Genomic DNA, 25,579 nt, shown 5'->3' with positions numbered 1-25,579 from the left:
CCTATAAACATCAAATCCGAGGCAGGAAAAAGGGCCATTCATCATGCGCCGTCTGATACGCGTTTTTGTATTTGTCGCCCTTGCGTGGAGCGCCTACTGGTTTGTCGCCGGGTACGGGCTGCGAAACGCTCTGACCGGCTGGTTCGACCGGCAGCAGGAACTGGGCTGGCAGGCTGATTTCTCGGATGCAACAACAGCCGGGTATCCGTTTCAGCACACCACGCGCCTGAACAACCCGGCTCTGGCCGATCCGGTGAATGGAACCGCGTGGAGCGCGGACTGGATCGAATTCCAAAGCCCCGCGATCTGGCCCGGTCGCCAGATGCTGCGCTTTGCCAGCACGCCGCAGCGTCTGTCTTACTTCGACCAGACCACGACGGTTCAGGCGGAAGAATTGCAGGCCGAACTGCACCTGCAACCCGGCGTCGCCTTGGTGCTTGAGAAAATGGCGCTGACGTCCAAGCGATGGTTGTTGACCACCGAAGGCGACCCGCAGGCCGGGGGCCAGACGTTGAGCATGGTGATGGAGCAGTCCGGTGCGCCCGACAGCTACGGTATTGCAGCGAAGATCGATGGCTTTACACCCGGAGACGACCTGCGGCGCCTGATGCGCTCGGCGTCGACCCTGCCGCAATCGTTCGAGACGCTGGAAATGAACATGTTCGTCACTTTCGACAAACCGTGGGATCGTACCGCGTTGGAACAGCGCCGCCCTCAGCCTGTCGCGATTGATCTGCGTTTGGCTGAAGTGAAATGGGGTGAGCTGCGTCTGTTCGCCACCGGCTCGCTGGATGTTGACGAACAGGGCATCCCGACGGGTGAAATCTCGATGAAAGCTGAAAACTGGCGCGACATGATCGCCATGGCAAACGCCGCAGGAGCGCTGCCCGATCAGGCGGTCGATCCTGTGACCCGCGCGTTGGGGTTCATGGCCGGTTTGGGCGGCAATCCGAACGCACTGGATCTACAACTGAATTTTCGCGATGGCTTTGTCGCCTTGGGACCATTGCCGCTTGGGCCTGCGCCGCGATTGGTGCTGCGCTAGCGGCAATACGCTCCACTGCGATAGCGCGCTGTGTCCAGATGGAAATGGTCCCGATGATACCGATCTGAGTTCGGCCCCAGCACCGTGCCAAAAGGCCCGCACGCGCCGCGCCAGACCTTGGTCAGCTGCTTCTTCGACGGGTTTTTGCGCCAGCCATTCAGAACCGTCACCACCTCACCATCGGCCATCTTGAAGCCAGAAATGTCGATGGCGCGGCCCTTGCCATGCTCTGATATCCGCGCGCCTTTGCGATTGTTCCGCGTGCGACATGCGTAATGTGCGGCAACCTGCAGTTCGACCACCGGGCCACGCCGCTTGAACGTGGGCTTGACAGTTTTATCGACCCATTTGTTGAGCGCCTGCGCGGTGCCGCAATCCATGGTCGAAGGACGGCTGAGTTTGACACCCGATACCGAAGTGATTTGCACTGCGTCCTTGACCCCACAGGCTTTGATCTTGCCTTTCACACGCCCGACAGCTTTGCCCTGAATGGCGATGTCTCCACAAACCGATGTTTTACGCAGCTTGCGTTTCTTGAAAAAGATCTGCCGCTCCAGTTCTTCAGGGCGCAAAAACGGTCTGATCGAATTCTCAGGCCCCAGAAACGACAATTCGGTCGGTCGGGCTGCAGCAGCCGTCACTTGCGGTGACGCGGGCCGCACGACGGGGCGTATCTTCGGACTAACCATCACCGAGACCGGCTCGGTGTTTCCCGGCCGTGTCATTGGCACGAGCGAGGATTCAGGCGCCGCCGCGCTTGCCGCCGTTGCCATAACAACCGCAAAGCCTATCCAAAAGCAGCACCTGAGCCCTCTCATGTCGATGTTTTTCCCCGTCCAAAGTCCGGCGCATCCGTGTCCTGGCCCGCGTCGATAATCCCTCGGCGGATCGCGCGCGTGCGCGTAAAATAGTCGAACAATTGCTCGCCGTCACCAGTGCGGATAGCCCGTTGAAGCGCAAACAATTCTTCCGTGAACCGGCCCAGTATTTCCAGCGTCGCGTCTTTGTTGGTCAGAAACACATCCCGCCACATCGTGGGATCAGAAGCCGCAATCCGGGTGAAGTCGCGAAAACCCGCGGCCGAATACTTGATGACTTCGGTATCCGTCACCCGCCGCAGATCATCCGCAACGCCGACCATCGTATACGCGATCAGGTGCGGAGCGTGTGACGTCACCGCCAATACGAGATCGTGGTGATCGGCATCCATTTCATCGACATTTGAACCCATTCCCTCCCACAGCGCACGCAAACGGGCGATGGCATCCGGGTCAGAGCCATCGACCGGAACCAACAGACACCAGCGGTTGTCAAACAGCTCGGCAAAACCGGATTCCGGCCCCGAATGCTCGGTCCCGGCCAGCGGGTGAGCGGGAATGAAATGAACATCATCGGGGATATGGGGCGAGACGGCCTCGATCACGTGACGCTTGACCGAACCGACATCTGACACGGTTGCACCCGGCTTCAGGACCGGTGCCATTTCGTGCGCCACGGCCCCCATCGCACCAACGGGAACGCAAAGGACCACCAGATCCGCGCCCTCCACCGCTTCCTGCACAGTATCGCAAACCCGATCACACAATCCGATACGGCGCGCCGTATCGCGCGTCGCTGCGGATCGGGCATAGCCTGTCACTTCGCCCGCAAGCCCGGCGCGTTTGATCGCCCAGAACATGGACGAGGCAATCAGGCCCAACCCGATCAGGGCCACACGGTCGTAAATCTGGCTCATGCAGCGCCCCCTTTGAACGCGGTGATGGCTGCAACCACGCGGTGGCAGGCGTTTTCGTCGCCCACGGTGATCCGCAGAGCGTTTGGCAGGTTGTAGCCCGCAACCCGTCGGACGATCAAACCCTGAGTTTTCAGGTATTCATCACAAGCTTCCGCCTCGGATTGGTCAGCAAAGCGAGCGAGGATGAAATTGGTACAAGAAGCGTCGGATGCGACGCCAACCTTCGCCAGTTCGTCGGACAACCAAACGCGAAGGCGCGCGTTTTCCGACTGGCAGAATCGCAGGTACTCCTCATCCCGCACGGCAGCTTCTGCGGCTGCCAGCGCCGTCAACGACAGATTGAATGGTTGCCGAACGCGGTTCAGCACGTCGATGATTTCTTTTGCAGCATAGCCCCATCCGACACGCATACCGCCCAGGCCATATACCTTCGAAAAAGTCCGGGTCATGATGACATTGCTGAATTGGTCCACTAACCCTGCCCCACCATCGAAACCGTCGACAAATTCGGCATAGGCGCCATCCAGTACCAGCAGACAATCACCGGGCAGACCTTTGGCCAACCGGGTCAGTTCGGCCTCGGAGATCATGGTCGAGGTCGGGTTGCCCGGATTGGTCACAAAGACAATCCTGGTCTGCCCGGTGACTGCGGCGAGGATGTTGTCCACGTCAACCCGACGATCACGCTCGGCCACCATGACAGGGGTCGCACCGGCCATGCGCGCGATGATCGGATACATGGAAAATCCATGTTCGGTATAGATGACCTCATCCCCCAGTCCGGCATAAGCCTGCGCCACGAATTGCAGCACTTCATCGCTCCCGACCCCGCAGACGATACGGTCTGTATCCAGCCCGTGCCGTTCAGCAATCGCGCGACGCAGGCTGGCGTGATCGGTGCTGGGGTATCGATGCAGATTGGCGGCACTCTCGCGCACGGCCTCAATCGTCAGGGGACTTGGCCCAAAAGGGTTTTCGTTGGAGCTGAGCTTGATGACATCCGCTACACCGGCGACGTGGGACTGCCCGCCCTGATAAAGCGCGATGTCCATGATGCCGGGTTGTGGGGTGATCTGGTTCATGAGGGGCTCCGTTGGCTTGGCCCCTCATACCTGTCTCAACGGATTGAGAAAAGCGGCAATTCTCTCAGGCCGCCTTGAAGCGGGCCGTCGCAGGATCGGCATCGTAGAATGGCGCGTATTCCTCGGTCCGACAGGACAGATCATTGACGCTGTCGATGATGAACTGAACCGTCTCCTCGCTCATGAGATACGAGAAGTTCAGGCGCACCCAGCCGGGTTTCTTCATTTCTTCACCCGCTGATAGTGCCGCGTGCAACTCTTCCGACGTCTCGCGGTCGATCCCCAGCAAACGGTGTGCATAAGGTCCGGCGCAAGCACAGCCACCGCGTGCCTGAATACCATAGATATCGCTGAGCATCCGGGTAAACAGCTGCTGATGGACGGGATGCCCTTCGCCGTCGCGCACAAGAAACGAGAAAATCGGTAAGCGATGCGAATTTTCAGTTCCGAGCAGCGTCAGATACGGATTGTCAGACCACCCCTCCCGCGCCATGCGGTTATAAAGCGCCTCGCGCCGCGCGATTTCATCCGTTCCGACAGCATCCTTGACGATGAATGCCAGGGCCGCGCGAATATCTCCGATCACATTCGGTGTACCCGCCTCTTCCCGTGTCGCGAGATCTACACTGTAGTCGTGCCGCCATGGCGAAACAAAACTGACAGTTCCACCGCCAGGCCAACTCGGGCAGGTCCGCTTCACAGGGCATTGGTTGACAACCAGAACACCTGACGCCCCCGGCCCGCCGGGAAACTTGTGCGGGGAGACAACGATCGCATCCTTGCGCGCATCTTCCGGCCCCATATCCATTGGCAAATAAGGTCCGCCACCCGCATAGTCCCATACCGCAAGCGCACCATGCTCTTTCAGCATCCGCGTCACTGGATCAGGGTCGGTGATGATACCGGTGACGTTTGACGCCGCTGAGAATGACCCAATCACAAGATCGGAATCCGCGTGCCCTACCAGCGCCGCCCTGAGCGCCTGCATATCGGGCCCGCCCTCAGCAGCTTCGGGGATTTCGATCACCTGCGCCTTGCTTTCGCGCCACGGAAGGATGTTCGAATGATGCTCATACGGCCCGATCAAAACGACCGGCTGATTAGCCTCTTGCACTCCCAGCAGACTAACCAGCCGGTTGAGCCCCGCCGTCGCGCCAGACCCGGTGAAGATCACCGCGTCCTCTTCCCCAGCGCCAACTATGCGGGCGATCTCGGCCCGCGCCTCGCGGCGCAGACGGGTCATGTATGAACCGCAATAGGAGGCTTCGGTGTGGCTGTTGGCATAAAACGGCAACACTTGCGCAGCCACGAAATCCTCGACCTGCCGCAACGCGCGGCCCGAGGCAACGTAATCCGCATACACAAGCGGCACGTCCCCGTGTAGACCCGGGATGAGCACCCCCTCACCGATCAATCCATCACGCAGAGTGTTTCCGTGAGCAGCAGATTGAATTTCTGCGCGAAAGTTGGACAAGGTCATAACACGGGCTCCATATTGCTAGATACAATATGATTGATATAAACCGTGAAAACCTCCCCTTTTTATGACTTCATAATACAGAAATTGTGTCATATGATTTGATATGAACAAAAATTTAGATCAAATTGACACGCGCCTACTGAAAGAGCTGCAGAAAGACGCAACATTGTCTCAGCGAGAGTTGGCAGATCGCGTCGGCCTGTCGCAAAATGCTTGCTGGCGGCGATTGAAGGCCCTGAATGACGAAGGAGTCCTGCAGGGCTCAACAGCGCGGATCGCACGCGAAAAACTGGGGCTGAACCTGGTGGTCTTCGTCATGCTCCGTACACGCCACCATTCCGCCGCGTGGTTACAGGCCTTCCGCAGCCATGTGCTGACCATTCCCGAAGTGGTCGACTTTCACCGCATCGGGGGAGATTACGATTATCAACTCAAGGTCGTGACACAGGACATGGTCTCGTACGACAAGGTTTATCAACGCTTGATCGAAAAGGTCGAGCTGGACAGCGTCACGTCGTACTTTGCGATGGAAGCCATCGCCGAGAGCCGCCCGCTGCCGATCTGATCAAGTGATGAACTTCGGGCGCATTTTGCGAAAATGAGGAGCCGCAATCGCGCGGAACGCTTCGAGCCTGGCCGAGGGCCAGACATCAGGGCGCGCAACGATCCAGATATCCGCATAAGGCTGCGGTGGCGGTGAAGGCACCCGAACAAGCCCCGCCAGTGACCGACCAAGCAGCATTGGCATCCTGACCACTCCCACTCCCGCCCGAGCCGCCGCAAACCCGGTGGCCATATCGCCGAACCGCCCCCTAATACGCGAACCGGGATTGGCTTCATGAACGATTTCCGGCAAATCTTTCTGCTTTTCGTAGACCAACCATAATCCACCACGCCGGTCGGGTCGGTGGTCATACGTGCAGCCCATTCCGGCATCGCAAACCCGCGCCACAGCGCGGGAACATCTGACATCATCCTGTTGGCGAAACGAAAAGAGCCGCACCCGAGGGTGCGGCTCTGAATACAAAGTCGGAATGGCGAAGATTAGTTCTTCGCGTAGAATTCAACGACCAGATTCGGTTCCATGACAACCGGGTAAGGCACATCGCCGAGGCCCGGTGCGCGCACGAAGGTCGCGGTCATTTTCGAGTGGTCCGCATCGATGTAGTCAGGAACATCGCGTTCGGCCAGTGCAGCAGCTTCCAGAACAACAGCCAACTGCTTGGACTTGTCGCGGACTTCGATCACATCACCTTCTTTGACGCGGTAGGACGGGATGTTGACGCGCTTGCCGTTCACTTTGACGTGACCATGGTTCACGAACTGACGTGCGGCGAACACGGTCGGTACGAACTTGGCACGGTAGACGACGGCATCCAGACGGCGCTCCAGCAGGCCGATCAGGTTTTCACCGGTATCACCTTTGACACGCTCGGCTTCGGCATAGATGCGGCGGAACTGCTTCTCGGTCAGGTCGCCATAGTAGCCTTTCAGCTTCTGCTTAGCGCGCAGCTGCAGACCGAAGTCCGACAGTTTGCCTTTGCGGCGCTGACCGTGCTGACCGGGGCCGTATTCACGACGGTTGACCGGGGATTTCGGACGACCCCAGATGTTTTCGCCCATCCGGCGGTCGATTTTGTACTTGGCAGACGTGCGTTTGGTCACGGCTGATCTCCTTCGTTTAGGTCGAGGCCTATGCAGGCCACTATGAAGGGCGTTGTCCTCTTGAGGTCTCCCCCATGACAGGCATCCCCTCGCGGGGGCCACCAACACCAATGAAGCCGCGCTTATATCCGTGCTTTAGCCAGAGTCAACACATCACTGTATCCATTCGTCAGGATATCAACTGATGTTTGGGAATATTAAGAGAAATATCCGCTATTCAGCGGCCCAGCCCGCAATTTTTGGAAGATCAACAGGAACTGACCTTGCACCAGTCTGCGCCGCCGGAAACGCGACGACCTTATCATCATCGGCCCGATCAATTTCGCTGGGCTCAATATGCGAAGCGGCTGCGCTGATCCAGAATTCCTGACCGGGTTCAGGGCACCCATCTTCAAACACCAGCACCAAGGACGCTTCCCCGACAACGCGCACAAGCTCGGCAACAAAGGTTTGCGCGCCGTTTGAAAACTCGATTTTGGCATGGTCGCTGATGATCTCACCAGTCGCGATCAAATCCGCTCTGGCAGCCAGAACGGTCGCTACACCGGAGGTTTCAGCCTGCCGAGCAATCAGGCCGGTCTCGGCAACCAGCCGAATTCCGCGTCCTCTCCACGACCAAGCCCGACCAACGGCCAAATGGGCAAGAGGTGCCGCCTCAAGCCCGTCAATTTCCGTCTGATTCCAAAATATCGCTATTTGACCGTTACTACCGGTTCTCATCTGTCCGCCCGCACTTTTACTCATCCCACTTTTTACTCAGTCTGTGTATCAACGAAAAAATGGGCAGAAAAGAGACCGAAATGCAGCAATCACGAAATTGTTGCTGAAGAACAAGCTCACATTGATACTTCTCAAAGAAAATTAGCGAAACCGCCGAACAGTGTCTTGCACCGATAGCTTGCTACAAGCTACCCGATTCCGTGCTTCACCCCGCAATCAGTCTTTCGAAGATTGATTGCGCATCTATATATTGTGAAGATCTCAATTCTCGACTGACCTCCGAGCCGGTAAGCCATCGCCCAGAATTCAGTCCGCATCAATCAATCGTGGCTCTCAGGTCGCAGAAAACACTTCTAAGCAACCAGCTTTCCATCTCGCAACTCGAGTGTGTCCGGCGCCAGTGCCTGGCGAAACGACGGATCGTGACTGACCAGCAGAATTGCCTGAGGCAGACCCTGTAAAATCTCTAAAAGCCGCGCTTCGTTCTTGGTATCGAGCGCATTGGTAGGCTCGTCCAGAAGCAGCGCCTCGGGTTCCATCGCCAACACGGTAGCAAGCGTCACAAGCCGCTTTTCACCGCCAGAGAGCTTGTGCGTAATTCGGTCGCGCAGGTGCATCAGGTTCAGGTCAGCCAGCACTCTGTCGACGATGGCAAGCGCCTCCGGCACGCTGCGCCCCAGGTTGAGCGGACCAAATGCGATGTCTTCCGCCACAGTCGGGCAAAACAACTGATCATCGGGGTCCTGAAACACCAACCCGATCCTGCGGCGGACTTCGTGAAAATCTGCCTCGACGCGCCGCTCTTTTCCAAAGATCGTCACGCGCCCGGCGGTCGGGGTCTGAAGGCCCAGGACGATGCGGAACAGGGTCGATTTTCCTGCGCCATTGGGCCCCGCAATCGACAAGCGCTGTCCCGGTTCAAGCCGGAAAGAGGCCCCGTCCAGCACCAGAGCGTGACCGGGATAGGCGAAACTTACATCTTCTAGCTTGAGGACGGTCATAGAAAATCCAAGAATAGAAGCCCAAGGCAAACTGTACAGGACATCGCGGCGAACATGTAATCGCGCCGGGTCATGCTGAAGCTTTGCAGCAACACGATCCGCCCGGAAAAACCCCGGCATTTCATAGCACCCAGAATACGCTCTGACCGCTCGATGGCGCGCACCAACATCATACCGACAAGGTACCCAAAGCTGCGGTAGGTATGCCAGTTGGTACCCGGGCGAAAACCACGGATTTTCATGGCGCCACGCAAGCGCAGGTATTCTTCACGCAGCACTTCGATATAGCGAATCGTGAACATCAGGAGATGTACAAGCAACTCAGGGCAGCGTAGCTTGTGCAACGCATGTCCCAGAGTGACAGGCTCCAGCGTTCCGACCAGAACCATCAGCGCCAGAATAACCGCGTTTGCCGTCAGAGCGATCTCGACCGCTTTCCAAAGACCCTGCCAACTGGCCGGAAAGCCAAAGACCGTAAACATGGTCTCTCCGGGCATGGAAAAGGGCAAGAGCACCAGCATGAAGATGATGAAACTGTCCATCATCGCCATTCGCTTGAGCGTACGGCGGACGGGCAACCGCGACGCCAGCAAAAGCCCGACCGACACAAACATGGCACCGATCAGCGCTGCAATCGTGCTTAAGGCAACGGTGACAGCGGCAAAGATGCAGGCAATCACGATGCGTATACGGGGGTCGTAATCCCCGATCAGCCCGTAAGCGGTATCGCCACCCGCGTCGGCCAGCGTCTTGGCCTGGGGTCCCAGCGCATGTGCCATCAGGCGGCCATTTTCTTACGTGCTGCGACGTAAAATCCGATGCCAAACAATCCCACGATATAGCCGATCCCGCCCAAGATGCTCTGCAGATCGTTATGTTCGCGGTAGGCGGCGATTTCACGGCGCAGTGGACGGGTTTCATCACGCACAACCTTGGCGATCGCCGCACGCTCCTCGTCCGAAAGAGACGCCACCATCACCGTTTCGGCGCCCCCTGAGGGTGCAATCGGGGTGACAGGTTCCGCAACGTCCGCGGCAACCCCCAGGATTTCGGCCACGTCTTGCGCAGGCATGGTGATATCAGCCACATGCCCGGCGCCAAGGTCCGCTTTGAACGTATGCGCCACAGGCTTTGTCGGGCTGTACAGAAAAAAGCCATCCGAGTCGGTTACGGTTCTGCCCAGTTCGGTGCCGTCAGGGCCGTAGACGATCACTTCCTGATCTGCGGCCATATCGCCATTGGAAAAACCCAGTTCGCCCTCAATTGCATCGCCGGCGGGAAATACCCCCGCGATCACCTTATGCGCCAGAGCGGGCAATGGCGTCAGCATCAGTGACATCACAAGGAACAGCTGTTTCATGCGGAAGCGTCCTTTGGAAAAAGTTCCGGTTTGACCTTGCGCGCCAGCAGAACGGCAAATCCCGTGAGCACCGCTTCGATGACCATGACCGGGATATGAGCAAAAAACACAAGCTTTGCGGCGGGCAGGAACTCATCCCCGGACAGAGCAAGAGTGAGAGCCACGAAAGCGGTTGTAGCAGCAATGGAAAATGCACCACCAACACCGCCCCAGACCGCCCCCTGAACAGGAGAGCCGCGTGCGATCAGACGGCCAAAGATCATCCAGGTCAATACGGCCGGAAGGGCGATGTTCACCGTGTTGACCCCAAGAACGGTCAGTCCGCCAAAGCCGAAGAACACGGCCTGAAGCAGCAAGCCCACAAAAAGAGCGGGAAAGGCGGCCCAGCCGAGCAACAGCCCGGCCAGACCATTCAGAATCAGGTGCACAGAAGACGGGCCAATCGGCACATGGATCAGCGAGGCGACAAAAAAACTGGCCGAGAGCACGCCCGCAGTGGGAATGCGATCAATATCCAGCGATTTCAGCCCCAAAGCGATGCCCCCGGCGGCGGCGACTGCACCGCCGATCACAACGGGGTTCGAAAGGGCTCCGTCAACAATGTGCATCGGGGCTTACTCCAGATCCCAGGCGCGAATCCAGATCACCGCATCCTGGCTCAGTTCTTTACCTTCATGCTCGGTTTTCGGGCCGGAACCCAGCGCGGCAAAACCCCAGTAGCCGGCTTTGGGAACACCAAAGCTGAAATAGCCGTTTTCGTCAGAGATCGCGACCAGAGCACCGCCCGGCAGCGGGGACACGGTGGCCTCTTTTGCCCCGGTCCCTTCCATGTCAGGCGCGGCGGCAATGTATTCGATTTCGATCTCGGCACCAGCGACGGGTTTGCCTTCGCTCAGCACACGGCCGGTGAAGGTCGAACCGGCAATAATGTTGTAGGGTTTGTTCAGAGGCAGAATTTCAGTGGCCAGACCCTGCGGCTGATCCCAGTCAGTGGGCAACTCGTTGCGGTTCAGATATGCCTTGGTGATCTGCTGGATATAGATATCCTCGGACTCTTCGTAGTAAGGCGCTGGCACGGTGACCACCACATAGTCTCCCGAGCGTTTCACCGGCACCGAGCCCAGAAAGGCCTTGGCGCTGTTCTCCGGACCGTCGAAAGTGGTTTCTTCCAGCGTATCCATCAGATCGGTCTTTTCGCCATTGTGGATCACAAAGAACTCTTCCGGTTTCTCCAGTGTCATCACATGCCCGGCTTCAAACGGATGCCAGAACACCAGTTTCACCGGCACGTCACCCGGACGCTCGATCATAGTGTCGTCCGTGTATTCCAGCAGGAAATGAGCATTGGCCAGCGCAGGTATACCCACCACGGCAGTGGCCGCCAAAAGCAGTTTTTTCATGAAATCAGTCCTTCTCACGTCGCGCCTTCCCCGGCACGTTTTTGTTTTGACTTTGGGGGACGTGACCCCGTTCGCCGGCAAAGACAAACGGACCCGGCGCACACCCCGTCGCCGATGATGAACACCCCTTCCGGGGGCGCATGTTCGGCAGGTCTCCTGACTTGCGGGTCAAAGCGCTCAGCTGGCCTTCCCGGGATATCCCAGTGGCAAAATCAGCCGCGCTCGCCGCCTACAGTTGCGGGGGCAGTTGCAGAGTTGGCACGAAGTGTACCGCACTGCATTCCCTATTGCTTCCGAGGACGTCCCCGGAACCGAACATGGCGCGTTCATGCCAGAACAACTGAGACGCGGTCAACAACCAATTGCGGCATTGACAGAGTGATTTGCGAAGGTACGGAACTGCTTAGGCACTCCCTGGAACGCAGCCCACGTGCGTATCACATTCTGCTGATCGATTGTGACCGCAGATTTTACCGAAACTCTAACCTTAAGTTAATGGCCAAGCCGAACGCATGACCTGTGCATTCAGGGACGCAACCTTCAAACGAGACTACGACGAAAGCCACGGCCAGCTCGGTCGAATTTGACCGACTTACTTGGTTCCTAAAACCATGCCTGTCGCTTAACGACAGCCAACGGCCTCAGACCATATAAATACGTTAGAAAAATGAGCTTTAGAACCGGATCAATTCATCGTCGTGCCGACCTATATGACGCCAGAACTAGACACCATGCGTGAGGAGGAACCGCCAGCGACATATTCAGCTATGGCTGTTCGGCTACCTCGCTGCCAGACCGCCGTCAGCCAGAAGGCAAACGTTTCGGAAAAACGTGTGCCGCGACCAAAGTTGCCGCAATACTGGCGTTGTTCGAGCCAAAGTTCTGGGTCGGCTTTTGATGCCAGAGCGGTTTTCTGCAGGCTCTCCCATTGAGGATCATTGGGGCCGATTTCGGAGCCGTTCTCGCGAACACCCGCACACATCCGGCACCAGAACGCTTCGGCCAGCGCGAGCCCGTTCGCTGGCGAGTCAGACTTAAGTGCATCGCGCAACGATGGCAGCAGGAATCCGGGGTGGCGTGCAGATCCGTCGAACGCGACCCTGCGCGTCGTATCGTGAATCGCAGTGTTTGAGAATCGACGTTCAACCAATCCAAGGTACTCTTTCGCCGAGGTTTCCGGAACGGCATCGACATGAGGCAGAATTTCCTCAGCTTGCACTTTCCTGAAGAACGCCGCGATGTCCGGGTCCTGCATGCAATCCGAAATTGTCGGAACATTCAGTATTTCCCCGACATTTGCGAGTAATTGGTGGCCTCCGTTCAAAATGCGCAGCTTCATCGTCTCATAACTATGAACATCGCGCGTCAACGTAACGCCGACATGGTCAAGCGGCGGTCGTCCGGCGCAAAAGTCATCTTCGATCACCCATTGGCGATAGTTTTCATGCGAGACCGGCGCGCGATCCTTGACGCCAAGCGCGCTGCACTGCGATATCACTTTGTCAGTCGTCGCAGGCACGATGCAGTCCACCATCGAGTCAGGGAACGCCCCGTTCCGGTCAATCCAGTCGGCCAGATCAGGGTCGGACATACGCGCCAAACCAACGACGCAGCTTCTCAGTATCGCCCCATTGCCCTGAAGGTTATCGCAACTCAGCGCGGTAAAGGGTTTCAGCCCATTCACCCAGCGCTGTCTGAGTGCACAAACAATTGCGCCGAAGGCCGTGCGCGGCTCTTTGGGGTTCTCTGCATCATGGCGTATATCTCTGTGATCCGGGTTGAACGCACCGGTGTTGACATCCAAAAAATAACCGCCTTCGGTCACGGTCAGCGACACAATCCGGATGGCTGGATCAGCCATCCTCGCGATCAGCGCGGCGTGCCCGTCTTCAATCGGCAGATAGTCGATCATCGGACCAATCACTTCGGCAGATATCCCATTCGGGTCAAGCTCGATCAGCGTTGTCAGACAGTCCTGCGCCAGCAGCTTCTCTCGCATCTCGGCATCATATTTTCGCACACCGGCTCCGATGATCGCCCAGTCGCGGGACTGACCTTGCTGCATAAGCTGGTGGATATACCAGGCCTGATGTGCGCGGTGGAAATTGCCCAACCCGATATGGACAATGCCCGGCGTCAGGTCCGAGGGCACATACGCGGGTGTTCTGACCGTCGCTGGAAGCTCTGCAAGGCTGCCGTGCCGCAGCCACACTGGGGGTTTTGCGTTCGCCAGAGGGTCCATCAGCTCATCCAGTTTCCGCCGTCGACATTGTAGGTTTGTGCGACAATGTACTTTGCCTCGTCCGAGGCAAGAAACACCGCCATGCCGGTCAGGTCTTCGGCCCGGCCCATACGGCCATAGGGGACGGCAGCCGCCACTTCGCGTTTCTTTTGACCCCGGGGTTTGCCTTCGTGTTTTGCAAAGAACGCATCTACACCGTCCCAGTGTTCGCCGTCGACCACACCGGGAGCGATGGCATTCACGTTGATCCCATGAGAGATGAGGTTCAGCCCCGCTGATTGGGTCAGAGATATGATCGCGGCTTTGCTGGCACAGTATACAGCGACCAAAGGCTCGCCCCGCCGTCCGGCTTGTGAAGCCATGTTGATGATCCGACCTTTGGTGCCGTGCTCGATCATATGGCGCGCAACGGCCTGCATCGTGAATAGAGCACCTGAGACATTGATGTCAAAAACGCGGTTGTAGTCGGCGCGATCGATCTCAATGATTGGCGCAGCCGTGAAAATGGCCGCGTTATTGATCAGAATGTCGATCGGGCCGAAATGGGCTGCTGTGTCCGCGACAGCTTCGTCGATGCTGCTCTGATCGGTCACATCCACTTCAATCGCCAACGCGGCACCACCAATTTCAGTCGCTGCCATCTTCGCCCGTTGGACGTCTATGTCTGCGATGGCGACACGCGCGCCTTCGGCAACATAGGCCTTGGCAAAAGCCCGCCCGATACCACGCGCGGCCCCGGTGATCAGGGCGGTTTTGCCCGCAAGACGTGTCATTCGATGCGCAACCCTTTCGCGTCAAAACGGTGGATCACGTCGGCCCGTGGGGTCAGATGAATGCGATCTCCGTGGCGGAACCCGACCTCGCCATCTGCGCGGACAGTGATTGTCTCAGCCAAGCCGGTCTCATGGACGTGAAAGAAAGTGTCCGAGCCAAGATGTTCAGAGACGCTCACAACCCCGGACCATTCACCTTCGGTTTCCGAAACGGTGATGTGTTCAGGGCGGATACCAATGGTCTGGGCGCCGTGTTTTGCGGCCTCTGGGCCTTCGATGAAATTCATCTTGGGTGATCCGATGAAGCCTGCAACAAACAGGTTGCGTGGTGTGCGGTAGAGTTCCAGAGGGCTGCCGACCTGTTCGATCACACCAGCCTGAAGAACGACGATCTTGTCGGCCATTGTCATCGCTTCAACCTGATCGTGGGTCACGTAGATCATCGTGGTCGCCAGGCGTTCGTGCAGTTCGCTGATCTCCAACCGCATTCCGACGCGCAACGCAGCGTCAAGGTTCGAAAGTGGCTCGTCGAACAGGAACGCGGCCGGTTCGCGCACAATGGCGCGGCCGATGGCAACCCGCTGACGCTGACCGCCGGACAACTGCCCCGGGCGGCGGTCCAGATAGTCGGTCAGGTTCAGGACGCCGGCGGCACCTTCGACGCGTTTGTCGATCTCGGCCTGATCCAGCTTCGCCATGCGCAGGGGAAAGGCGATATTCTTGCGCACGGTCATGTGGGGGTAGAGCGCATAAGACTGGAAGACCATCGCCAAACCACGTTTGGCGGGCGGCACGTCGGTGGCATCAGAGCCGTCAATATCGACGGAGCCCGACGTGATATCCTCCAACCCCGCAATCAGGCGCAGTAGGGTGGATTTACCGCAGCCCGAGGGACCGACAAAGACGGTGAATTCACCATCCTCGATGGTCAGGTCCAGCGGAGGAATGACCTGCACGTCGCCGAAGCTTTTGGTCACGGACTTGAGTTGAATGCGTCCCATGTGTCGTGTTCCTTATTTCACAGCGCCGAAGGTCAGGCCGCGGACAAGTTGTTTCTGACTGAACCAGCCAAGGATCAGGATTGGTGCAATTGCCATGGTCGAGGCCGCACTGAGCTTGGCAAAGAACAGGCCTTCGGGGCTGGAATAGCTGGCGATAAACGCCGTTAGCGGTGCCGCGTCGACTGCGGTCAGGTTGAGCGTCCAGAACGCCTCGTTCCAAGCCAGAATGAAGTTCAGCAAAACGGTCGAGGCGATGCCGGGGATAGCCATCGGGGTGAGGACATAGAGGATTTCCTCTTTCAACGTCGCCCCGTCCATTCGTGCGGCTTCCAGAATTTCACCCGGAATTTCGCGGAAGTAGGTGTAGAGCATCCAGACGATGATCGGCAGATTGATCAGCATCAGGACCACGACCAGCCCTCCGCGCGTATCCAGCAGACCCAGACGGATGAACAGCAGGTAGATGGGATACAACACACCGACTGCTGGCAGCATCTTGGTGGACAGCATCCATAGTAGGATGTCCTTAGTCCGCTTGGACGGAACGAAGGCCATCGCCCATGCGGCGGGTACGGCGATGATGACGCCCAAAATGGTCGAGCCGCCGGCGATAATGACCGAGTTCCACAGGAACCGCATGTAATCGGAACGCTCTTGCACGATGGCGTAGTTCTCCAGCGTCCAATCGAAGTTCAGGAACAGCGGTGGGCTTGCGATCGCCTGTGCTTCGGTCTTGAAGCTGGTCAAGATCGTCCAGAGGATCGGGAAAAAGATCAGCAAACCGATCACCCATGCCAGAATGGTGTTCAGCGATTTGCGGCGGGTTGTGACGGCGCGGGCCATGGTCTTACCTCCTCACGCGTCCAGATTCTTGCCGACGATGCGCATCAGGAAGATCGCGACGATGTTGGCTAGGATGATTGCGTAGACACCTCCGGCAGATCCGAGGCCGACGTTTTGGCTTTCCAAAACGCGCTGGAAGATCAGGTAGGTGAGGGTGCGGGTGCCGAATGCACCGCCTGTGGTCACGAAGATCTCGGCGAAGATCGACAGAAGAAAGATCGTCTGAATCAGGATCACGATGGTTATCGCGCGGCTGAGGTGCGGCAGAACGATGTGATAGAAGCGCTTTAGCACCGGCGCGCCGTCCATCTCGGCGGCTTCCAGCTGTTCGCTGTCCAGTGACTGGATTGCGGTCAGCAGGATCAGGGTTGCGAAAGGCAGCCACTGCCATGAGACGATCATGATGATCGACGTCATCGATGCCTCGGACAGCCACGAAATCGGTTCGGCTCCAAAAAAGCGCCACAGGTGCGCCAGCAAACCATTGACCGGGTCCATGAACATGTTCTTCCAAACCAGCGCGGATACGGTCGGCATGACGAAGAAGGGTGCGATCACGAGGATGCGGACAACACCCTGACCCCACATCGGTTGGTCCAGCAGCATCGCCAGAAGGATGCCCAGAACCACCGTGATCATCAGGACGCCACCCACAATCATCAGCGTTGCCTGGACGGCAGGCCAGAAGGAGCTTGAAGAGACAAACCGGACATAGTTGTCGAACCCGACCCAGCCCAGATCCCCACCGCGCAGCGGCAGATATTTCTTAAAGGAAAAGTACAGCGTCATCGTCAGGGGTACCAGCATCCAGCCAAGTAGCAGGACCACTGCAGGTGCCATCATCAGACGTGCGACGGATCGGGAGTGTTGAGTTGCCATGACGCAAACCCTCTCTGTTCAGGCGAGCTTTAGCCTGCGAGAAAAACGTGGGTTGTGGAAGGGTGGAGCGGGGGGCAGGTACTGCCCGCCCGCAGGGAGTGTGCCTCAGTAACCTGCTGCTTCCATTTCTTCGGCGGTAAACGCCTGCGCCTTGGCAAGCGCTTCGTCCACCGTCTGTTGTCCAGCATAAACCGCCGAGAACTCTTGGCTGACTTGCGTGGCGATGCCTGCGAATTCCGGGATCGCAACGAACTGGATGCCGGTATACGGCGTCGGCTGAGCGCAGCAGTTTTGCGGGTCGGCCATCAGGATCGACTCCAGCGTCATATTTGCGAAGGGAACATCCTTGTAGTTGGGGTTCTCATACAACGAGGTGCGTGCGCCCGGAGGCACATTCGCCCAGCCTTCATTCTCGGCTACCAGTTCGATGTAGTCTTTCGAGGTCGCCCATTCGATGAACTGCTTGGCCGCGTCTTCCTGCTGAGTACCCGCAGGTATCGCCAGAGCCCAGGCCCAAAGCCAGTTGGCCCGCTTGTCCACGCCTTCCGAATTGGGAGCCAAAGCAAACCCGACCTTGTCCGCGACGGTCGAGTCGTCAGGATTGGTCACGAAAGAGGCCGCAACAGTGGCATCAATCCACATCCCGCATTTGCCTTGCTGGAACAACGACAGGTTTTCGTTGAAGCCGTTGGTTGCATACCCTGCCGGACCGGACTCATTCATCATGTCAACGAAGAAGGTCAACGCTTCTTTCCATTCCGGTTGATCGAACTGAGGCTTCCAGTTCTCGTCGAACCAGCGTGCACCGAACGAATTACCTGTCACGGTGATAAAGGCGCCGCCTTCACCCCAACCAGCCTTGCCGCGCAGACAAATTCCGTTGATGTCATTGTCACGGTCGGTCATGGCCGCAGCCGCTTCGCGAATGAACTGCCAAGTCGGTGCCTCGGGCATCTCCAGACCAGCCTTCTCCATAAGGTCGGTGCGGTACATGATCATCGAGCTTTCGCCGTAGAACGGTGCTGCATACAGCGTTCCGTCATGGCTGAGACCACCCGCCATCGCTGGAAGCAGGTCGTCGACGTCATACTCTTCCGACATACCGTCCAGCGGAACCAGCCAGCCATTCGCACCCCAGATGGGCGTCTCGTACATGCCGATGGTCATGATGTCGAACTGGCCACCCTTGGTTGAGATGTCGGTGGTCACGCGCTGACGCAACACGTTTTCCTCCAGTGTTACCCATTCAACATCAATGCCGGTCTCTTCGGTGAATTTGTCGGTGTAGCCCTGCATCCGGATCATGTCGCCGTTGTTCACGGTGGCGATTGTAATCGTTTGCGCGTGGGCCGCTGCCGTGGCGACGAACGTCAGTGCAGTCGCCGCGCGAAGTGCGTGCTTCAGATACATCCCTGTCCTCCCTGAGCTTGGATGTCGTGCAGAGAGCGTAGTTCTAAAATTATCGCGCCGTCAATAAAAACTTTACGCGCGTTAAAAATAGTAAGTTATGAGGAATCCCTCAATACAAGCCTTGCGGGGAAAAGCGTCTCAGTTCGGGATGAAAATTTCCCACCGCTTTCAATAAGTTCGAACAGAGTTTCGACGCTTCGACCGGCTACGTTGTCATAGTCGTGCGCAGCCGTCGTCAGAGAGGGGCATGTGAACTTTGCGAAAGGATGATCGTCATTTGAAGCCACGCGCAACGTGCAATCATCTTTGCGGCCGACCCGAATCCCCTGTTCGTAACAGGCCGCAAGAAAGCCAATGGCCAGCCGGTCATTGCTGCACAGAACCGAGGCTGTCCTCAATTCACGTTCTTTGAGAACTTTAAGCGCGCCCTTGTGTCCAATTTCTTCGAACGCCCAGCCTGTACCGTCGACTTTGATGATATGTGGCTCGAACCCAAGGCGCTCCATGACTTCAACATACGCCTTTCTTCGCTTGTTCGCGTTTGGGTTTGCCGGGGTGCGCATTTCAAAGAAAGAAGGAGGTTCGCCCGTCCGGACCATGTATTCCACCGTCTGAGATACAAAGCTGAAATTGTCCGACCCGATAAACGCGGCCCCCAAACCATCAAGATTGCTGTCAAACAGAACAGTCGGAACATTGGCACAGAACTTCTCGATCGCCGAGCGGTCTGAAATTCGGCCCAATGGAGCCAACAAAACCCCGGCGGGCTTCATGGATTGCAAACTGTCCAGAATCTCGTTTTCCAGCTTTTGTTCGCCATGCGAGCTAAACAGGGATGTCCGATACCCGGCCGCGATGCAGCTTTGCTCTAGGTAGCGCGCGATCTCGGCAAAGAACGGATCGGCCAGATAAGGCACGACGATACCGACATTCTTGGTCAGCTTCCGATTCTGATTCACCGCGTAGATATTAGGACGGTAGTCAAACTGCTCCAGCGCCTCTTCGATACGGGCGCGTGTTGTTGGACGAACGCTGTCTGGATCATGGAAGTACTTTGAAACCGTCGGTCGCGAGATGCCGCTGAGGGCTGCGAACTCTTCCATGTTCTTTATTTTGGTCATGCCAATCTGCCTGCGGATCTGAGACACCTCTATCTTATCATAGCTTACATATTCTTTGCGCGCGCAAAAAAGCAATGATCAGATGCTGCGCGACAGAATCAACAACGAATCCTGAGATTAATGAACGGTAAGATGGCCCACTTAGTTTGGTGATCTATTCAACGCATCACAAACGGATCGGGGATCGGATCGTCGCTGGTGCGCAACCAGACCGACTTGACCCGAGTGTAGTCTAGCGCCGCCTGCAGGCCCCCTTCGCGGCCATGGCCCGACAATCCGTGCCCCCCAAATGGCGCAATCGGGCTGACTGCGCGATATGTATTTACCCAGACGATACCGGCCCGCAGGTTGCGGATCATCCGATGGGCGCGGGTAAGATCTTTGGTGAAGACGCCTGATGCCAACCCAAATGCGGTATCGTTGGCGATCTGCACCGCTTGCGCTTCGGTCTCGAAACTGACCACCGAGAGGATCGGGGCAAAAGCTTCGCGCGTCAGGCAGGGTGCATCTGGTACGCCTGTACAATCAATGATGGTCGGTGGAAAATAGTGCCCCGCACGGTCCAAAGGTTGTCCACCAGCAATCACCATGGCCCCGGCCGCGACGGATTCCACAACCAGATCGGTGGCCGTCGTCAGCTGGCCTTGGGTACAGAGCGGGCCAACCTCGGTCTGCGGGTCATCAGGTGCCCCAATCACGATCTCACCCGCCTTTTCTATGAGCCGGGCCAGAAATTCATCTTTGACCTTGCTGGCGATAACCAGCCGAGATCCAGCCACGCAACTTTGGCCGGTCGCGGCAAAAATCCCCGAGACCTGGGCATTCACAGCGCTTTCGATATCGGCATCTTCGAACACGATAAACGGGGATTTCCCGCCCAGTTCCAAAGATGTAGACGCAAGGTTTTCAGCCGAGTTACGCACGATGTGGCGCGCCGTGTCCGGCCCCCCGGTGAACGCGACATGATCGACCTCTGGATGGCTGGTCAGAACCGCACCACATTCCGGCCCAAACCCGGTGATGATATTCAGCACACCGGGAGGAAAACCCGCCTTGTCGAAGATGCGTGCAAATTCCAGCATCGGGGCCGGGCCATCTTCGGACGCTTTCAGGACAACCGTACAACCTGCAGCCAGTGCAGGCCCTATCTTGACCGCAGAGAGAAACAGCTGCGAGTTCCACGGCACCACGGCGGCCACCACACCAACCGGCTCGCGGCGCAGCCAGACCTCCATGTCCGGCTTATCGATTGGCAGGTGTGCCCCTTCGATCTTGTCCGCCAATCCCGCATAGTATCGGTAATAGTCTGCGACATAAGCGATCTGGGCCGAGGTTTCGCGAATGATCTTGCCGGTGTCGCGGGTCTCAAGCTCAGCCAGTGTCTGTGCATTCTCTGCCACCAGGTCAGCGAGCCGGTACAACAGTTTACCGCGCGCTGTCGCCGTCATATTCGCCCATTCGGGCGCATTCAGTGCGGTACGGGCGGCCTCGACGGCGGCATTTACATCATCCGCCCTGGCTTCGGGCATCTGCGCCCATACAGCTCCCGTCGCGGGGTCGCGGCTACCAAACTGCGCGGCACCATCCGAAAAATGACCGCCTATGTAGTGCTGAAACTGCCGCATTGTCTCTCCTCAGGCGAAGGCGGGCATCACGTCCGCGATGAACCGCTCAAGCGATGCCTTCTTGCGCTCGAAACTCATCCCGCTATCGATCCAGAGAGAATACTCATCATACCCAAGATCACGATAGCCCATAATGCGTTCAATCGCTCTTTCTGGCGTCGCTATTACATTGTCCCGCATCATCGCCTCGGGCGAATAGAAGGGATGATTGGCGATATCCTCATCGCTCAATGTCTGGATCAGACCCTGTGAAACAGGCCGTTCATTTTTGAACCACGCGCCGAAATAACAATAGAAGCGGTTGATTTCCTCCGCCGCGCGGCGTGCGTCAGCAGCGTCAGAAGCAATGTAGGTGTGATTCAACAGCATGATTTCAGGGCGCGGGATATCCGGAAATTTTGCGCAAGCTGCGTTGAATGTATCCATCAGCCGGACAATTTCTTCATCGCCCTGCCACAAAGGGGTGACCTGTACGTGACATCCATTCGAGACTGCAAATTCATGACTGTTGGGATCGCGTGCGGCAACCCAGATCGGTGGGCCGCCTCTTTGCAGGGGTTTGGGCGAGGACGTAGTGGCCGGAAAAGAATGAAACTCTCCGTCGAGCGCATAGTCGCCTTCCCAGAGACCACGAATGGCTGGCACAAGCTCACGCATACGCTGACCGGCCTCCCACGCATCCAACCCCGGGACCATCCGCTCGTATTCGTAGCTATACGCACCGCGTGCGATGCCCAAATCCAGACGGCCGTCGGTGATCATGTCGGTCATCGCCGCTTCTCCGGCCAAACGGATCGGGTGCCAGAAGGGCGCGATGACGGTACCGGTTCCCAGACGCACATTGCGGGTCTGCCGGGCCAGGTCGACAAGGTTCAGAAACGGGTTCGGAGAGATGGTGAAATCCATCCCGTGATGTTCACCCGTCCAGACTGCGTACATGCCGCCTTCATCCGCGATTTTGGCCAGCTCGACGAAGTTCTCATAAAGCTCTTTCTGGTCCTGATCCGGTGAGGTGCGTTCCATATGAACGAAAAGCGAAAAGCGCATGTCAGAGACCTCCTCGTTTAATGGGGCGGACTTCACCGCTGGTTTTGTCGCCGTAGTAGATGCCGAAATCTCCCAACCGGGTTTCCTCGGTCAATCGCTCAAGCATGGTTCGGGTTGCCGCTTCGGCAACTGCCCCGAACGATGATGCGTTCAAAGGGACAAATTTCCCCTTCTGCGGGTCGCCATCGGCGGCCTGGCACAAGAACGCTATGTGCTGCCGCTTGCGATCTGCATCTTCGTACACTGAATATACGAAACCCGGTTTCGCCGTCAGGCCGGTGGCATCGATCAGCGTATTTAACGCTGCTGACACTCCCTCTGGCCCGACAATCGCTTCAGGCAATGCAAGCGCATCGTCGCCAATCTCAATCAGCAGGACCTCGCCTGCCCGCTCGATCAGAGCCGAAACAACCAGGTCGGTGTCTCGCATAAAGGCACTGGCGGCTGTCGAGGGTGTCACATAGGCTCCACGCACGTATCCAAGACCAGCCGAGGGCGTGCTGTCGAACGCTTTGACTTCACCGATCAGGATCACGTGATCCCCGGCTTCGACGGTTTTGTGCGTGGTGCAATCAAACCAGGCCGAAGATCCCTCGATCAAGGGAGATCCCGCTGGCCCGGTACGCCATTCGACGCCGGCAAAACGGTCCTCGACGGGCCGCGCAAACGTGTTGGAGACCTCGATCTGTGTTTCCGAAAGGATGTTCACTGCGAAACCGTCAGCAGCCATCAACGCACCATAGTTTTTCGAGCTGTTGGCAAGGCAAACCAGCACAAGGGGCGGGTCGAGCGAAACCGAGGTGAACGAATTCGCGGTAAACCCGATCGGATGACCGTCCGGGTCATGCGAGGTGACCACCGTAACCCCCGTCATGAAGGTTCCAAATGCATTGCGCAGCGCGCGGGCGTCGAACTCGGTCATTGCGCCATCCTTTTGGCAGCGGGCTGATCAAGCCAGTCGATCAGATGCGCAGTCACGGTATCGGGCGCTGTCAGGTTCACCATATGACGATGGCCCTCGATAACTATCGCCCGACCGTTTTGAACCGCTGCGGCCATTGCGTCCGACATCGCCGGGGTAGAGTTCGGATCTGCATCGCCCGTAATTGCCAGAAAGGGACATGCGACGCCGCTCATTTCGCTGGCATAGGTCGCGTCGCCATGCGCAAATGCGTCGTAAGCGACGGCGTAACCTTCCCGATCCATGGACCCGAGCCAATCCGCCACCTGCCTGCGCGCCGCTACGTCGGCAGGACTGTTGCCAAACCAGCGAGACAGCGGAGTCTCAAGATCAATTTTTCCCTCCCGGATTTCAGCGGCGCGTTTGATAACCGCTTCGCTGGCAGAACTGTCGCGGCGATACACCCCGTTCAACAAGGCAACGCGGCTGACCATATCCGCGTACTCGGCGGCAAAACCTGCGGCAATCAGCGCGCCCATTGAATGCCCGGCAATCGCGACCGGACCTAAATTCAGCGTTATGGCAACATCGTGCAACCAATGCACAAAGTCAGGCAATTGGCTGCCAGAGGCCAGCCTGTCACTGCCTCCATGCCCCGGAAGATCAACCGCGATAACGTGGTAAAGATCGCTCAGCGCGTTGAATTGCGGCCCCCAAGCCGCCGATTGCATCCCCACACCATGGACCAGAAGCACAGGCTGCCCTTCGCCCCGCTTTCTTAGCGAGACGGACTTATCCGACTTAGACAGCCGCAGGGTTGTCAACGTCATGGCCAAGTTCCTTGATGTCCTGATAGCGGTCCCCGATCCGATGATGCGGGCGCCCACCGACTGAGGCGCCAAGCGCGATCAGAATCTCATCCGAAGCTGGTGCATCCGCCACCGACGTTTGGATCGTAAGATAGTGAGACCGGCGGCCCCCGTCGTGCTTATCCATCAGCGGGATCAACAAAGGGGCATTGGCCGGGCCGCGGGTATTGCAGAACGAAAGGTAGGATTTCGCCCCCACGGCCTTTCGGTAATGATTGCCGAAATGCAGCGTGTGTATCAACGCCGAAGCGTGTTCTACTTCACCGTTCAACCCGACAATCGCTGACTTTCCATAGGCCTCGACCTTTTCGCCCCCACCTGCGACGCCCAGGATAATATTGGTCAGCAGTTCACCCAGACCGGGTGCGCAATCCCGGATCGCAGGACCAAGGTCGTCGACAAAGCCCTGCCCGGCCCACGGGTTTTGAATGACTGCCATCGCCGCAATAAGCTTCAGCGGCGTTTCTGCAGCCCTACCACCTTCGATCAGGGTATTTTCGACATGCAAGAGCGTTTTGCGAATCTCGGCAGGCATGGCGATTCCTTTTTCAAACATTCGGGCAGGAATATGGTATACCATCATACGATATGTCAATCATACTTGTTCCCGATGCGCGCCGGAGATATGAAGATGCAGATGACAAACTCTGACGCCGCCTTGCAAAAAATTGAGAAAGCTCCGCAAACCTTGCGGGATATCGTGCAAGCCCGCCTGCGCGAGGCAATCATCGACGGGCGTTTCGCACCCGGTGAACGTCTTGTCGAACGACCGCTCTGCGATCAGCTTGGCGTCAGCCGCACCGTCATCCGCGAGACGATCCGCTTTCTGGAAGCCGAAGGTCTGGTCGAGATCATCCCAAATCGCGGACCCATCGTTTCAACAATAAGCTGGGATCAGGCGCGGCAGATCTACGACATCCGCGTGCAACTCGAAGGTTCCGCCGCCGCAGCCTGCGCACAGACTCATGGGAAAGGGTTTGCAAAAGATCTGGGTCAAGCCCTGAAACTCGTCGGGGCGGCGCAGAACGATACCGAATGGTCGAACCTGTTGCAGGCGACAACCCGTTTCTATGAATTGATTTTTCAAGAGGCTGGCCACAGCATCGCCTGGGATATCGTGCAACGTCTGAATGGTCGGATTAGCCGCCTGCGGGCGCTGACCCTCGCCGCCCGCAACCGGAAGCGTTCCGGGATGAGCCACATGACAGCCATTCATGACGCCATCCTCGGCGGCGATCCCATCAAAGCCCGGCAGGCGGTTGAAGAACATATCGCCGATGCCTCGAGCACGGCGCGTGGATTTTTGGATACCTCTGATTCCTAAAGACCCTAACAGGACCAAGGGCTTTTAGTGGGCTGAATTAGTCCGACTTTCTGATA

At 57.6% G+C, this 25,579-nt stretch carries 27 protein-coding genes and 1 riboswitch; of the genes, 3 read left to right on the top strand and 24 right to left on the bottom strand.

Annotation, left to right across the window (positions count from 1 at the left end):
• Window positions 1–43 precede the first annotated feature (43 nt).
• The gene (locus RA27_RS09495) at window positions 44–1,045 is read left to right on the top strand and encodes a DUF2125 domain-containing protein (RefSeq protein ID WP_039537667.1); all 1,002 of its coding nucleotides are present in this window, start codon (window positions 44–46) and stop codon (window positions 1,043–1,045) included.
• Here the strand turns inward: RA27_RS09495 and RA27_RS09490 are convergent.
• From RA27_RS09490 to RA27_RS09475, 4 genes are all read right to left on the bottom strand, one after another.
• Window positions 1,042–1,770, bottom strand: a complete 729-nt coding sequence (locus RA27_RS09490) for an extensin family protein (RefSeq protein WP_343294156.1) — start codon at window positions 1,768–1,770, stop codon at window positions 1,042–1,044. The genes RA27_RS09495 and RA27_RS09490 overlap by 4 nt on opposite strands.
• 89 nt (window positions 1,771–1,859) lie before the next feature.
• Entirely contained in the window at window positions 1,860–2,780 is a 921-nt protein-coding gene (locus RA27_RS09485; RefSeq protein WP_039537662.1) for a prephenate/arogenate dehydrogenase family protein, read from the bottom strand.
• A complete protein-coding gene (gene hisC, locus RA27_RS09480) occupies window positions 2,777–3,862 on the bottom strand; it encodes a histidinol-phosphate transaminase (protein ID WP_039537658.1) in 1,086 nt (361 codons plus the stop codon). The genes RA27_RS09485 and hisC overlap by 4 nt, the downstream gene beginning before the upstream one ends.
• Before the next feature lie 64 nt (window positions 3,863–3,926).
• Window positions 3,927–5,342 carry an aminotransferase class V-fold PLP-dependent enzyme gene (locus tag RA27_RS09475; RefSeq protein ID WP_039537656.1) on the bottom strand — a complete coding sequence of 472 codons (1,416 nt, stop codon included), beginning with the start codon at window positions 5,340–5,342 and terminating at the stop codon, window positions 3,927–3,929.
• A 103-nt stretch (window positions 5,343–5,445) separates the two neighbouring features.
• Here RA27_RS09475 and RA27_RS09470 point away from each other — a divergent pair, with 103 nt between their 5' ends.
• A complete protein-coding gene (locus RA27_RS09470) occupies window positions 5,446–5,907 on the top strand; it encodes an Lrp/AsnC family transcriptional regulator (protein ID WP_039537653.1) in 462 nt (153 codons plus the stop codon).
• On the opposite strand, the gene RA27_RS09465 is transcribed toward RA27_RS09470, so the two are convergent.
• The 20 genes from RA27_RS09465 to RA27_RS09370 form a co-directional block, all read right to left on the bottom strand.
• Window positions 5,908–6,270 (bottom strand): LysR substrate-binding domain-containing protein, encoded by a 363-nt coding sequence (locus RA27_RS09465; RefSeq protein ID WP_039537650.1) that lies wholly within the window; start codon window positions 6,268–6,270, stop codon window positions 5,908–5,910.
• 116 nt (window positions 6,271–6,386) lie between these two features.
• Entirely contained in the window at window positions 6,387–7,007 is a 621-nt protein-coding gene (rpsD, locus tag RA27_RS09460; protein WP_039537647.1) for a 30S ribosomal protein S4, read from the bottom strand.
• A gap of 213 nt (window positions 7,008–7,220) precedes the next feature.
• Complete coding sequence (locus RA27_RS09455) at window positions 7,221–7,727, bottom strand: hypothetical protein (RefSeq protein ID WP_039537644.1); 507 nt, start codon at window positions 7,725–7,727, stop codon at window positions 7,221–7,223.
• Window positions 7,728–8,080: 353 nt separating this feature from the next.
• The gene (locus RA27_RS09450; RefSeq protein ID WP_039537641.1) at window positions 8,081–8,728 is read right to left on the bottom strand and encodes an ABC transporter ATP-binding protein; all 648 of its coding nucleotides are present in this window, start codon (window positions 8,726–8,728) and stop codon (window positions 8,081–8,083) included.
• Window positions 8,725–9,507, bottom strand: coding sequence for a cobalt ECF transporter T component CbiQ (gene cbiQ, locus RA27_RS09445; protein WP_039537638.1), 783 nt, complete (start codon window positions 9,505–9,507; stop codon window positions 8,725–8,727). Before cbiQ ends, RA27_RS09450 begins: the two co-directional genes overlap by 4 nt.
• A complete protein-coding gene (locus RA27_RS09440) occupies window positions 9,507–10,088 on the bottom strand; it encodes a hypothetical protein (RefSeq protein WP_039537636.1) in 582 nt (193 codons plus the stop codon). The genes cbiQ and RA27_RS09440 overlap by 1 nt, the downstream gene beginning before the upstream one ends.
• Entirely contained in the window at window positions 10,085–10,696 is a 612-nt protein-coding gene (cbiM, locus tag RA27_RS09435; protein WP_039537633.1) for a cobalt transporter CbiM, read from the bottom strand. Before cbiM ends, RA27_RS09440 begins: the two co-directional genes overlap by 4 nt.
• Before the next feature lie 6 nt (window positions 10,697–10,702).
• Window positions 10,703–11,488, bottom strand: coding sequence for a DUF4198 domain-containing protein (locus tag RA27_RS09430; protein WP_039537630.1), 786 nt, complete (start codon window positions 11,486–11,488; stop codon window positions 10,703–10,705).
• A gap of 128 nt (window positions 11,489–11,616) precedes the next feature.
• A riboswitch (cobalamin riboswitch) is annotated at window positions 11,617–11,819 on the bottom strand.
• Window positions 11,820–12,194: 375 nt separating this feature from the next.
• Window positions 12,195–13,730 carry a mannitol dehydrogenase family protein gene (locus RA27_RS09425; protein WP_039537627.1) on the bottom strand — a complete coding sequence of 512 codons (1,536 nt, stop codon included), beginning with the start codon at window positions 13,728–13,730 and terminating at the stop codon, window positions 12,195–12,197.
• The gene (locus RA27_RS09420) at window positions 13,730–14,503 is read right to left on the bottom strand and encodes an L-iditol 2-dehydrogenase (RefSeq protein WP_039537625.1); all 774 of its coding nucleotides are present in this window, start codon (window positions 14,501–14,503) and stop codon (window positions 13,730–13,732) included. The genes RA27_RS09425 and RA27_RS09420 overlap by 1 nt, the downstream gene beginning before the upstream one ends.
• A complete protein-coding gene (locus RA27_RS09415; RefSeq protein ID WP_039537622.1) occupies window positions 14,500–15,504 on the bottom strand; it encodes an ABC transporter ATP-binding protein in 1,005 nt (334 codons plus the stop codon). The genes RA27_RS09420 and RA27_RS09415 overlap by 4 nt, the downstream gene beginning before the upstream one ends.
• A gap of 12 nt (window positions 15,505–15,516) precedes the next feature.
• Window positions 15,517–16,347, bottom strand: a complete 831-nt coding sequence (locus RA27_RS09410; protein WP_039537619.1) for a carbohydrate ABC transporter permease — start codon at window positions 16,345–16,347, stop codon at window positions 15,517–15,519.
• Between the two features lie 12 nt (window positions 16,348–16,359).
• Complete coding sequence (locus RA27_RS09405; protein ID WP_039537617.1) at window positions 16,360–17,226, bottom strand: sugar ABC transporter permease; 867 nt, start codon at window positions 17,224–17,226, stop codon at window positions 16,360–16,362.
• A 105-nt stretch (window positions 17,227–17,331) separates the two neighbouring features.
• A complete protein-coding gene (locus tag RA27_RS09400) occupies window positions 17,332–18,636 on the bottom strand; it encodes a sugar ABC transporter substrate-binding protein (protein ID WP_039537613.1) in 1,305 nt (434 codons plus the stop codon).
• Between the two features lie 95 nt (window positions 18,637–18,731).
• Window positions 18,732–19,775, bottom strand: a complete 1,044-nt coding sequence (locus RA27_RS09395) for a LacI family DNA-binding transcriptional regulator (RefSeq protein ID WP_343294159.1) — start codon at window positions 19,773–19,775, stop codon at window positions 18,732–18,734.
• A gap of 140 nt (window positions 19,776–19,915) precedes the next feature.
• The gene (locus tag RA27_RS09390) at window positions 19,916–21,382 is read right to left on the bottom strand and encodes an aldehyde dehydrogenase (protein WP_039537610.1); all 1,467 of its coding nucleotides are present in this window, start codon (window positions 21,380–21,382) and stop codon (window positions 19,916–19,918) included.
• 9 nt (window positions 21,383–21,391) lie between these two features.
• Window positions 21,392–22,429, bottom strand: coding sequence for an LLM class flavin-dependent oxidoreductase (locus RA27_RS09385; RefSeq protein ID WP_039537607.1), 1,038 nt, complete (start codon window positions 22,427–22,429; stop codon window positions 21,392–21,394).
• A 1-nt stretch (window position 22,430) separates the two neighbouring features.
• Window positions 22,431–23,351: a flavin reductase family protein gene (locus RA27_RS09380; protein WP_039537605.1), complete on the bottom strand. Its 921-nt coding sequence runs from the start codon at window positions 23,349–23,351 to the stop codon at window positions 22,431–22,433.
• Window positions 23,348–24,160 carry an alpha/beta hydrolase gene (locus tag RA27_RS09375; protein WP_039537602.1) on the bottom strand — a complete coding sequence of 271 codons (813 nt, stop codon included), beginning with the start codon at window positions 24,158–24,160 and terminating at the stop codon, window positions 23,348–23,350. Before RA27_RS09375 ends, RA27_RS09380 begins: the two co-directional genes overlap by 4 nt.
• Entirely contained in the window at window positions 24,132–24,734 is a 603-nt protein-coding gene (locus RA27_RS09370; protein ID WP_039538159.1) for an amino acid synthesis family protein, read from the bottom strand. The genes RA27_RS09375 and RA27_RS09370 overlap by 29 nt, the downstream gene beginning before the upstream one ends.
• 96 nt (window positions 24,735–24,830) lie before the next feature.
• Between RA27_RS09370 and RA27_RS09365 the strand changes: the two genes are divergently transcribed.
• Window positions 24,831–25,523: a GntR family transcriptional regulator gene (locus RA27_RS09365; RefSeq protein WP_152610679.1), complete on the top strand. Its 693-nt coding sequence runs from the start codon at window positions 24,831–24,833 to the stop codon at window positions 25,521–25,523.
• Window positions 25,524–25,579: the final 56 nt, after the last annotated feature.

The sequence above is a fragment of the Ruegeria sp. ANG-R genome (genome assembly GCF_000813985.1).
GTDB lineage: Bacteria > Pseudomonadota > Alphaproteobacteria > Rhodobacterales > Rhodobacteraceae > Ruegeria.
This window is presented reverse-complemented; position numbering and strand designations above follow the sequence as displayed.

What these genes read in the sequence shown, in the direction of transcription:
- cbiM (WP_039537633.1), bottom strand. Translation starts at nt 10,696, where the DNA reads ATGCACATTGTTGACGGAGCCCTTTCGAACCCCGTTGTGATCGGCGGT.
- RA27_RS09425 (WP_039537627.1), bottom strand. Translation starts at nt 13,730, where the DNA reads ATGGACCCTCTGGCGAACGCAAAACCCCCAGTGTGGCTGCGGCACGGC.
- RA27_RS09490 (WP_343294156.1), bottom strand. Translation starts at nt 1,770, where the DNA reads ATGACACGGCCGGGAAACACCGAGCCGGTCTCGGTGATGGTTAGTCCG.
- RA27_RS09415 (WP_039537622.1), bottom strand. Translation starts at nt 15,504, where the DNA reads ATGGGACGCATTCAACTCAAGTCCGTGACCAAAAGCTTCGGCGACGTG.
- RA27_RS09405 (WP_039537617.1), bottom strand. Translation starts at nt 17,226, where the DNA reads ATGGCAACTCAACACTCCCGATCCGTCGCACGTCTGATGATGGCACCT.
- RA27_RS09440 (WP_039537636.1), bottom strand. Translation starts at nt 10,088, where the DNA reads ATGAAACAGCTGTTCCTTGTGATGTCACTGATGCTGACGCCATTGCCC.
- RA27_RS09420 (WP_039537625.1), bottom strand. Translation starts at nt 14,503, where the DNA reads ATGACACGTCTTGCGGGCAAAACCGCCCTGATCACCGGGGCCGCGCGT.
- RA27_RS09430 (WP_039537630.1), bottom strand. Translation starts at nt 11,488, where the DNA reads ATGAAAAAACTGCTTTTGGCGGCCACTGCCGTGGTGGGTATACCTGCG.
- cbiQ (WP_039537638.1), bottom strand. Translation starts at nt 9,507, where the DNA reads ATGGCACATGCGCTGGGACCCCAGGCCAAGACGCTGGCCGACGCGGGT.
- RA27_RS09390 (WP_039537610.1), bottom strand. Translation starts at nt 21,382, where the DNA reads ATGCGGCAGTTTCAGCACTACATAGGCGGTCATTTTTCGGATGGTGCC.
- RA27_RS09385 (WP_039537607.1), bottom strand. Translation starts at nt 22,429, where the DNA reads ATGCGCTTTTCGCTTTTCGTTCATATGGAACGCACCTCACCGGATCAG.
- RA27_RS09410 (WP_039537619.1), bottom strand. Translation starts at nt 16,347, where the DNA reads ATGGCCCGCGCCGTCACAACCCGCCGCAAATCGCTGAACACCATTCTG.
- RA27_RS09495 (WP_039537667.1), top strand. Translation starts at nt 44, where the DNA reads ATGCGCCGTCTGATACGCGTTTTTGTATTTGTCGCCCTTGCGTGGAGC.
- RA27_RS09365 (WP_152610679.1), top strand. Translation starts at nt 24,831, where the DNA reads ATGCAGATGACAAACTCTGACGCCGCCTTGCAAAAAATTGAGAAAGCT.
- RA27_RS09450 (WP_039537641.1), bottom strand. Translation starts at nt 8,728, where the DNA reads ATGACCGTCCTCAAGCTAGAAGATGTAAGTTTCGCCTATCCCGGTCAC.
- RA27_RS09470 (WP_039537653.1), top strand. Translation starts at nt 5,446, where the DNA reads ATGAACAAAAATTTAGATCAAATTGACACGCGCCTACTGAAAGAGCTG.
- hisC (WP_039537658.1), bottom strand. Translation starts at nt 3,862, where the DNA reads ATGAACCAGATCACCCCACAACCCGGCATCATGGACATCGCGCTTTAT.
- RA27_RS09465 (WP_039537650.1), bottom strand. Translation starts at nt 6,270, where the DNA reads ATGGGCTGCACGTATGACCACCGACCCGACCGGCGTGGTGGATTATGG.
- RA27_RS09370 (WP_039538159.1), bottom strand. Translation starts at nt 24,734, where the DNA reads ATGCCTGCCGAGATTCGCAAAACGCTCTTGCATGTCGAAAATACCCTG.
- RA27_RS09455 (WP_039537644.1), bottom strand. Translation starts at nt 7,727, where the DNA reads ATGAGAACCGGTAGTAACGGTCAAATAGCGATATTTTGGAATCAGACG.
- RA27_RS09375 (WP_039537602.1), bottom strand. Translation starts at nt 24,160, where the DNA reads ATGACGTTGACAACCCTGCGGCTGTCTAAGTCGGATAAGTCCGTCTCG.
- RA27_RS09400 (WP_039537613.1), bottom strand. Translation starts at nt 18,636, where the DNA reads ATGTATCTGAAGCACGCACTTCGCGCGGCGACTGCACTGACGTTCGTC.
- RA27_RS09380 (WP_039537605.1), bottom strand. Translation starts at nt 23,351, where the DNA reads ATGACCGAGTTCGACGCCCGCGCGCTGCGCAATGCATTTGGAACCTTC.
- RA27_RS09475 (WP_039537656.1), bottom strand. Translation starts at nt 5,342, where the DNA reads ATGACCTTGTCCAACTTTCGCGCAGAAATTCAATCTGCTGCTCACGGA.
- RA27_RS09485 (WP_039537662.1), bottom strand. Translation starts at nt 2,780, where the DNA reads ATGAGCCAGATTTACGACCGTGTGGCCCTGATCGGGTTGGGCCTGATT.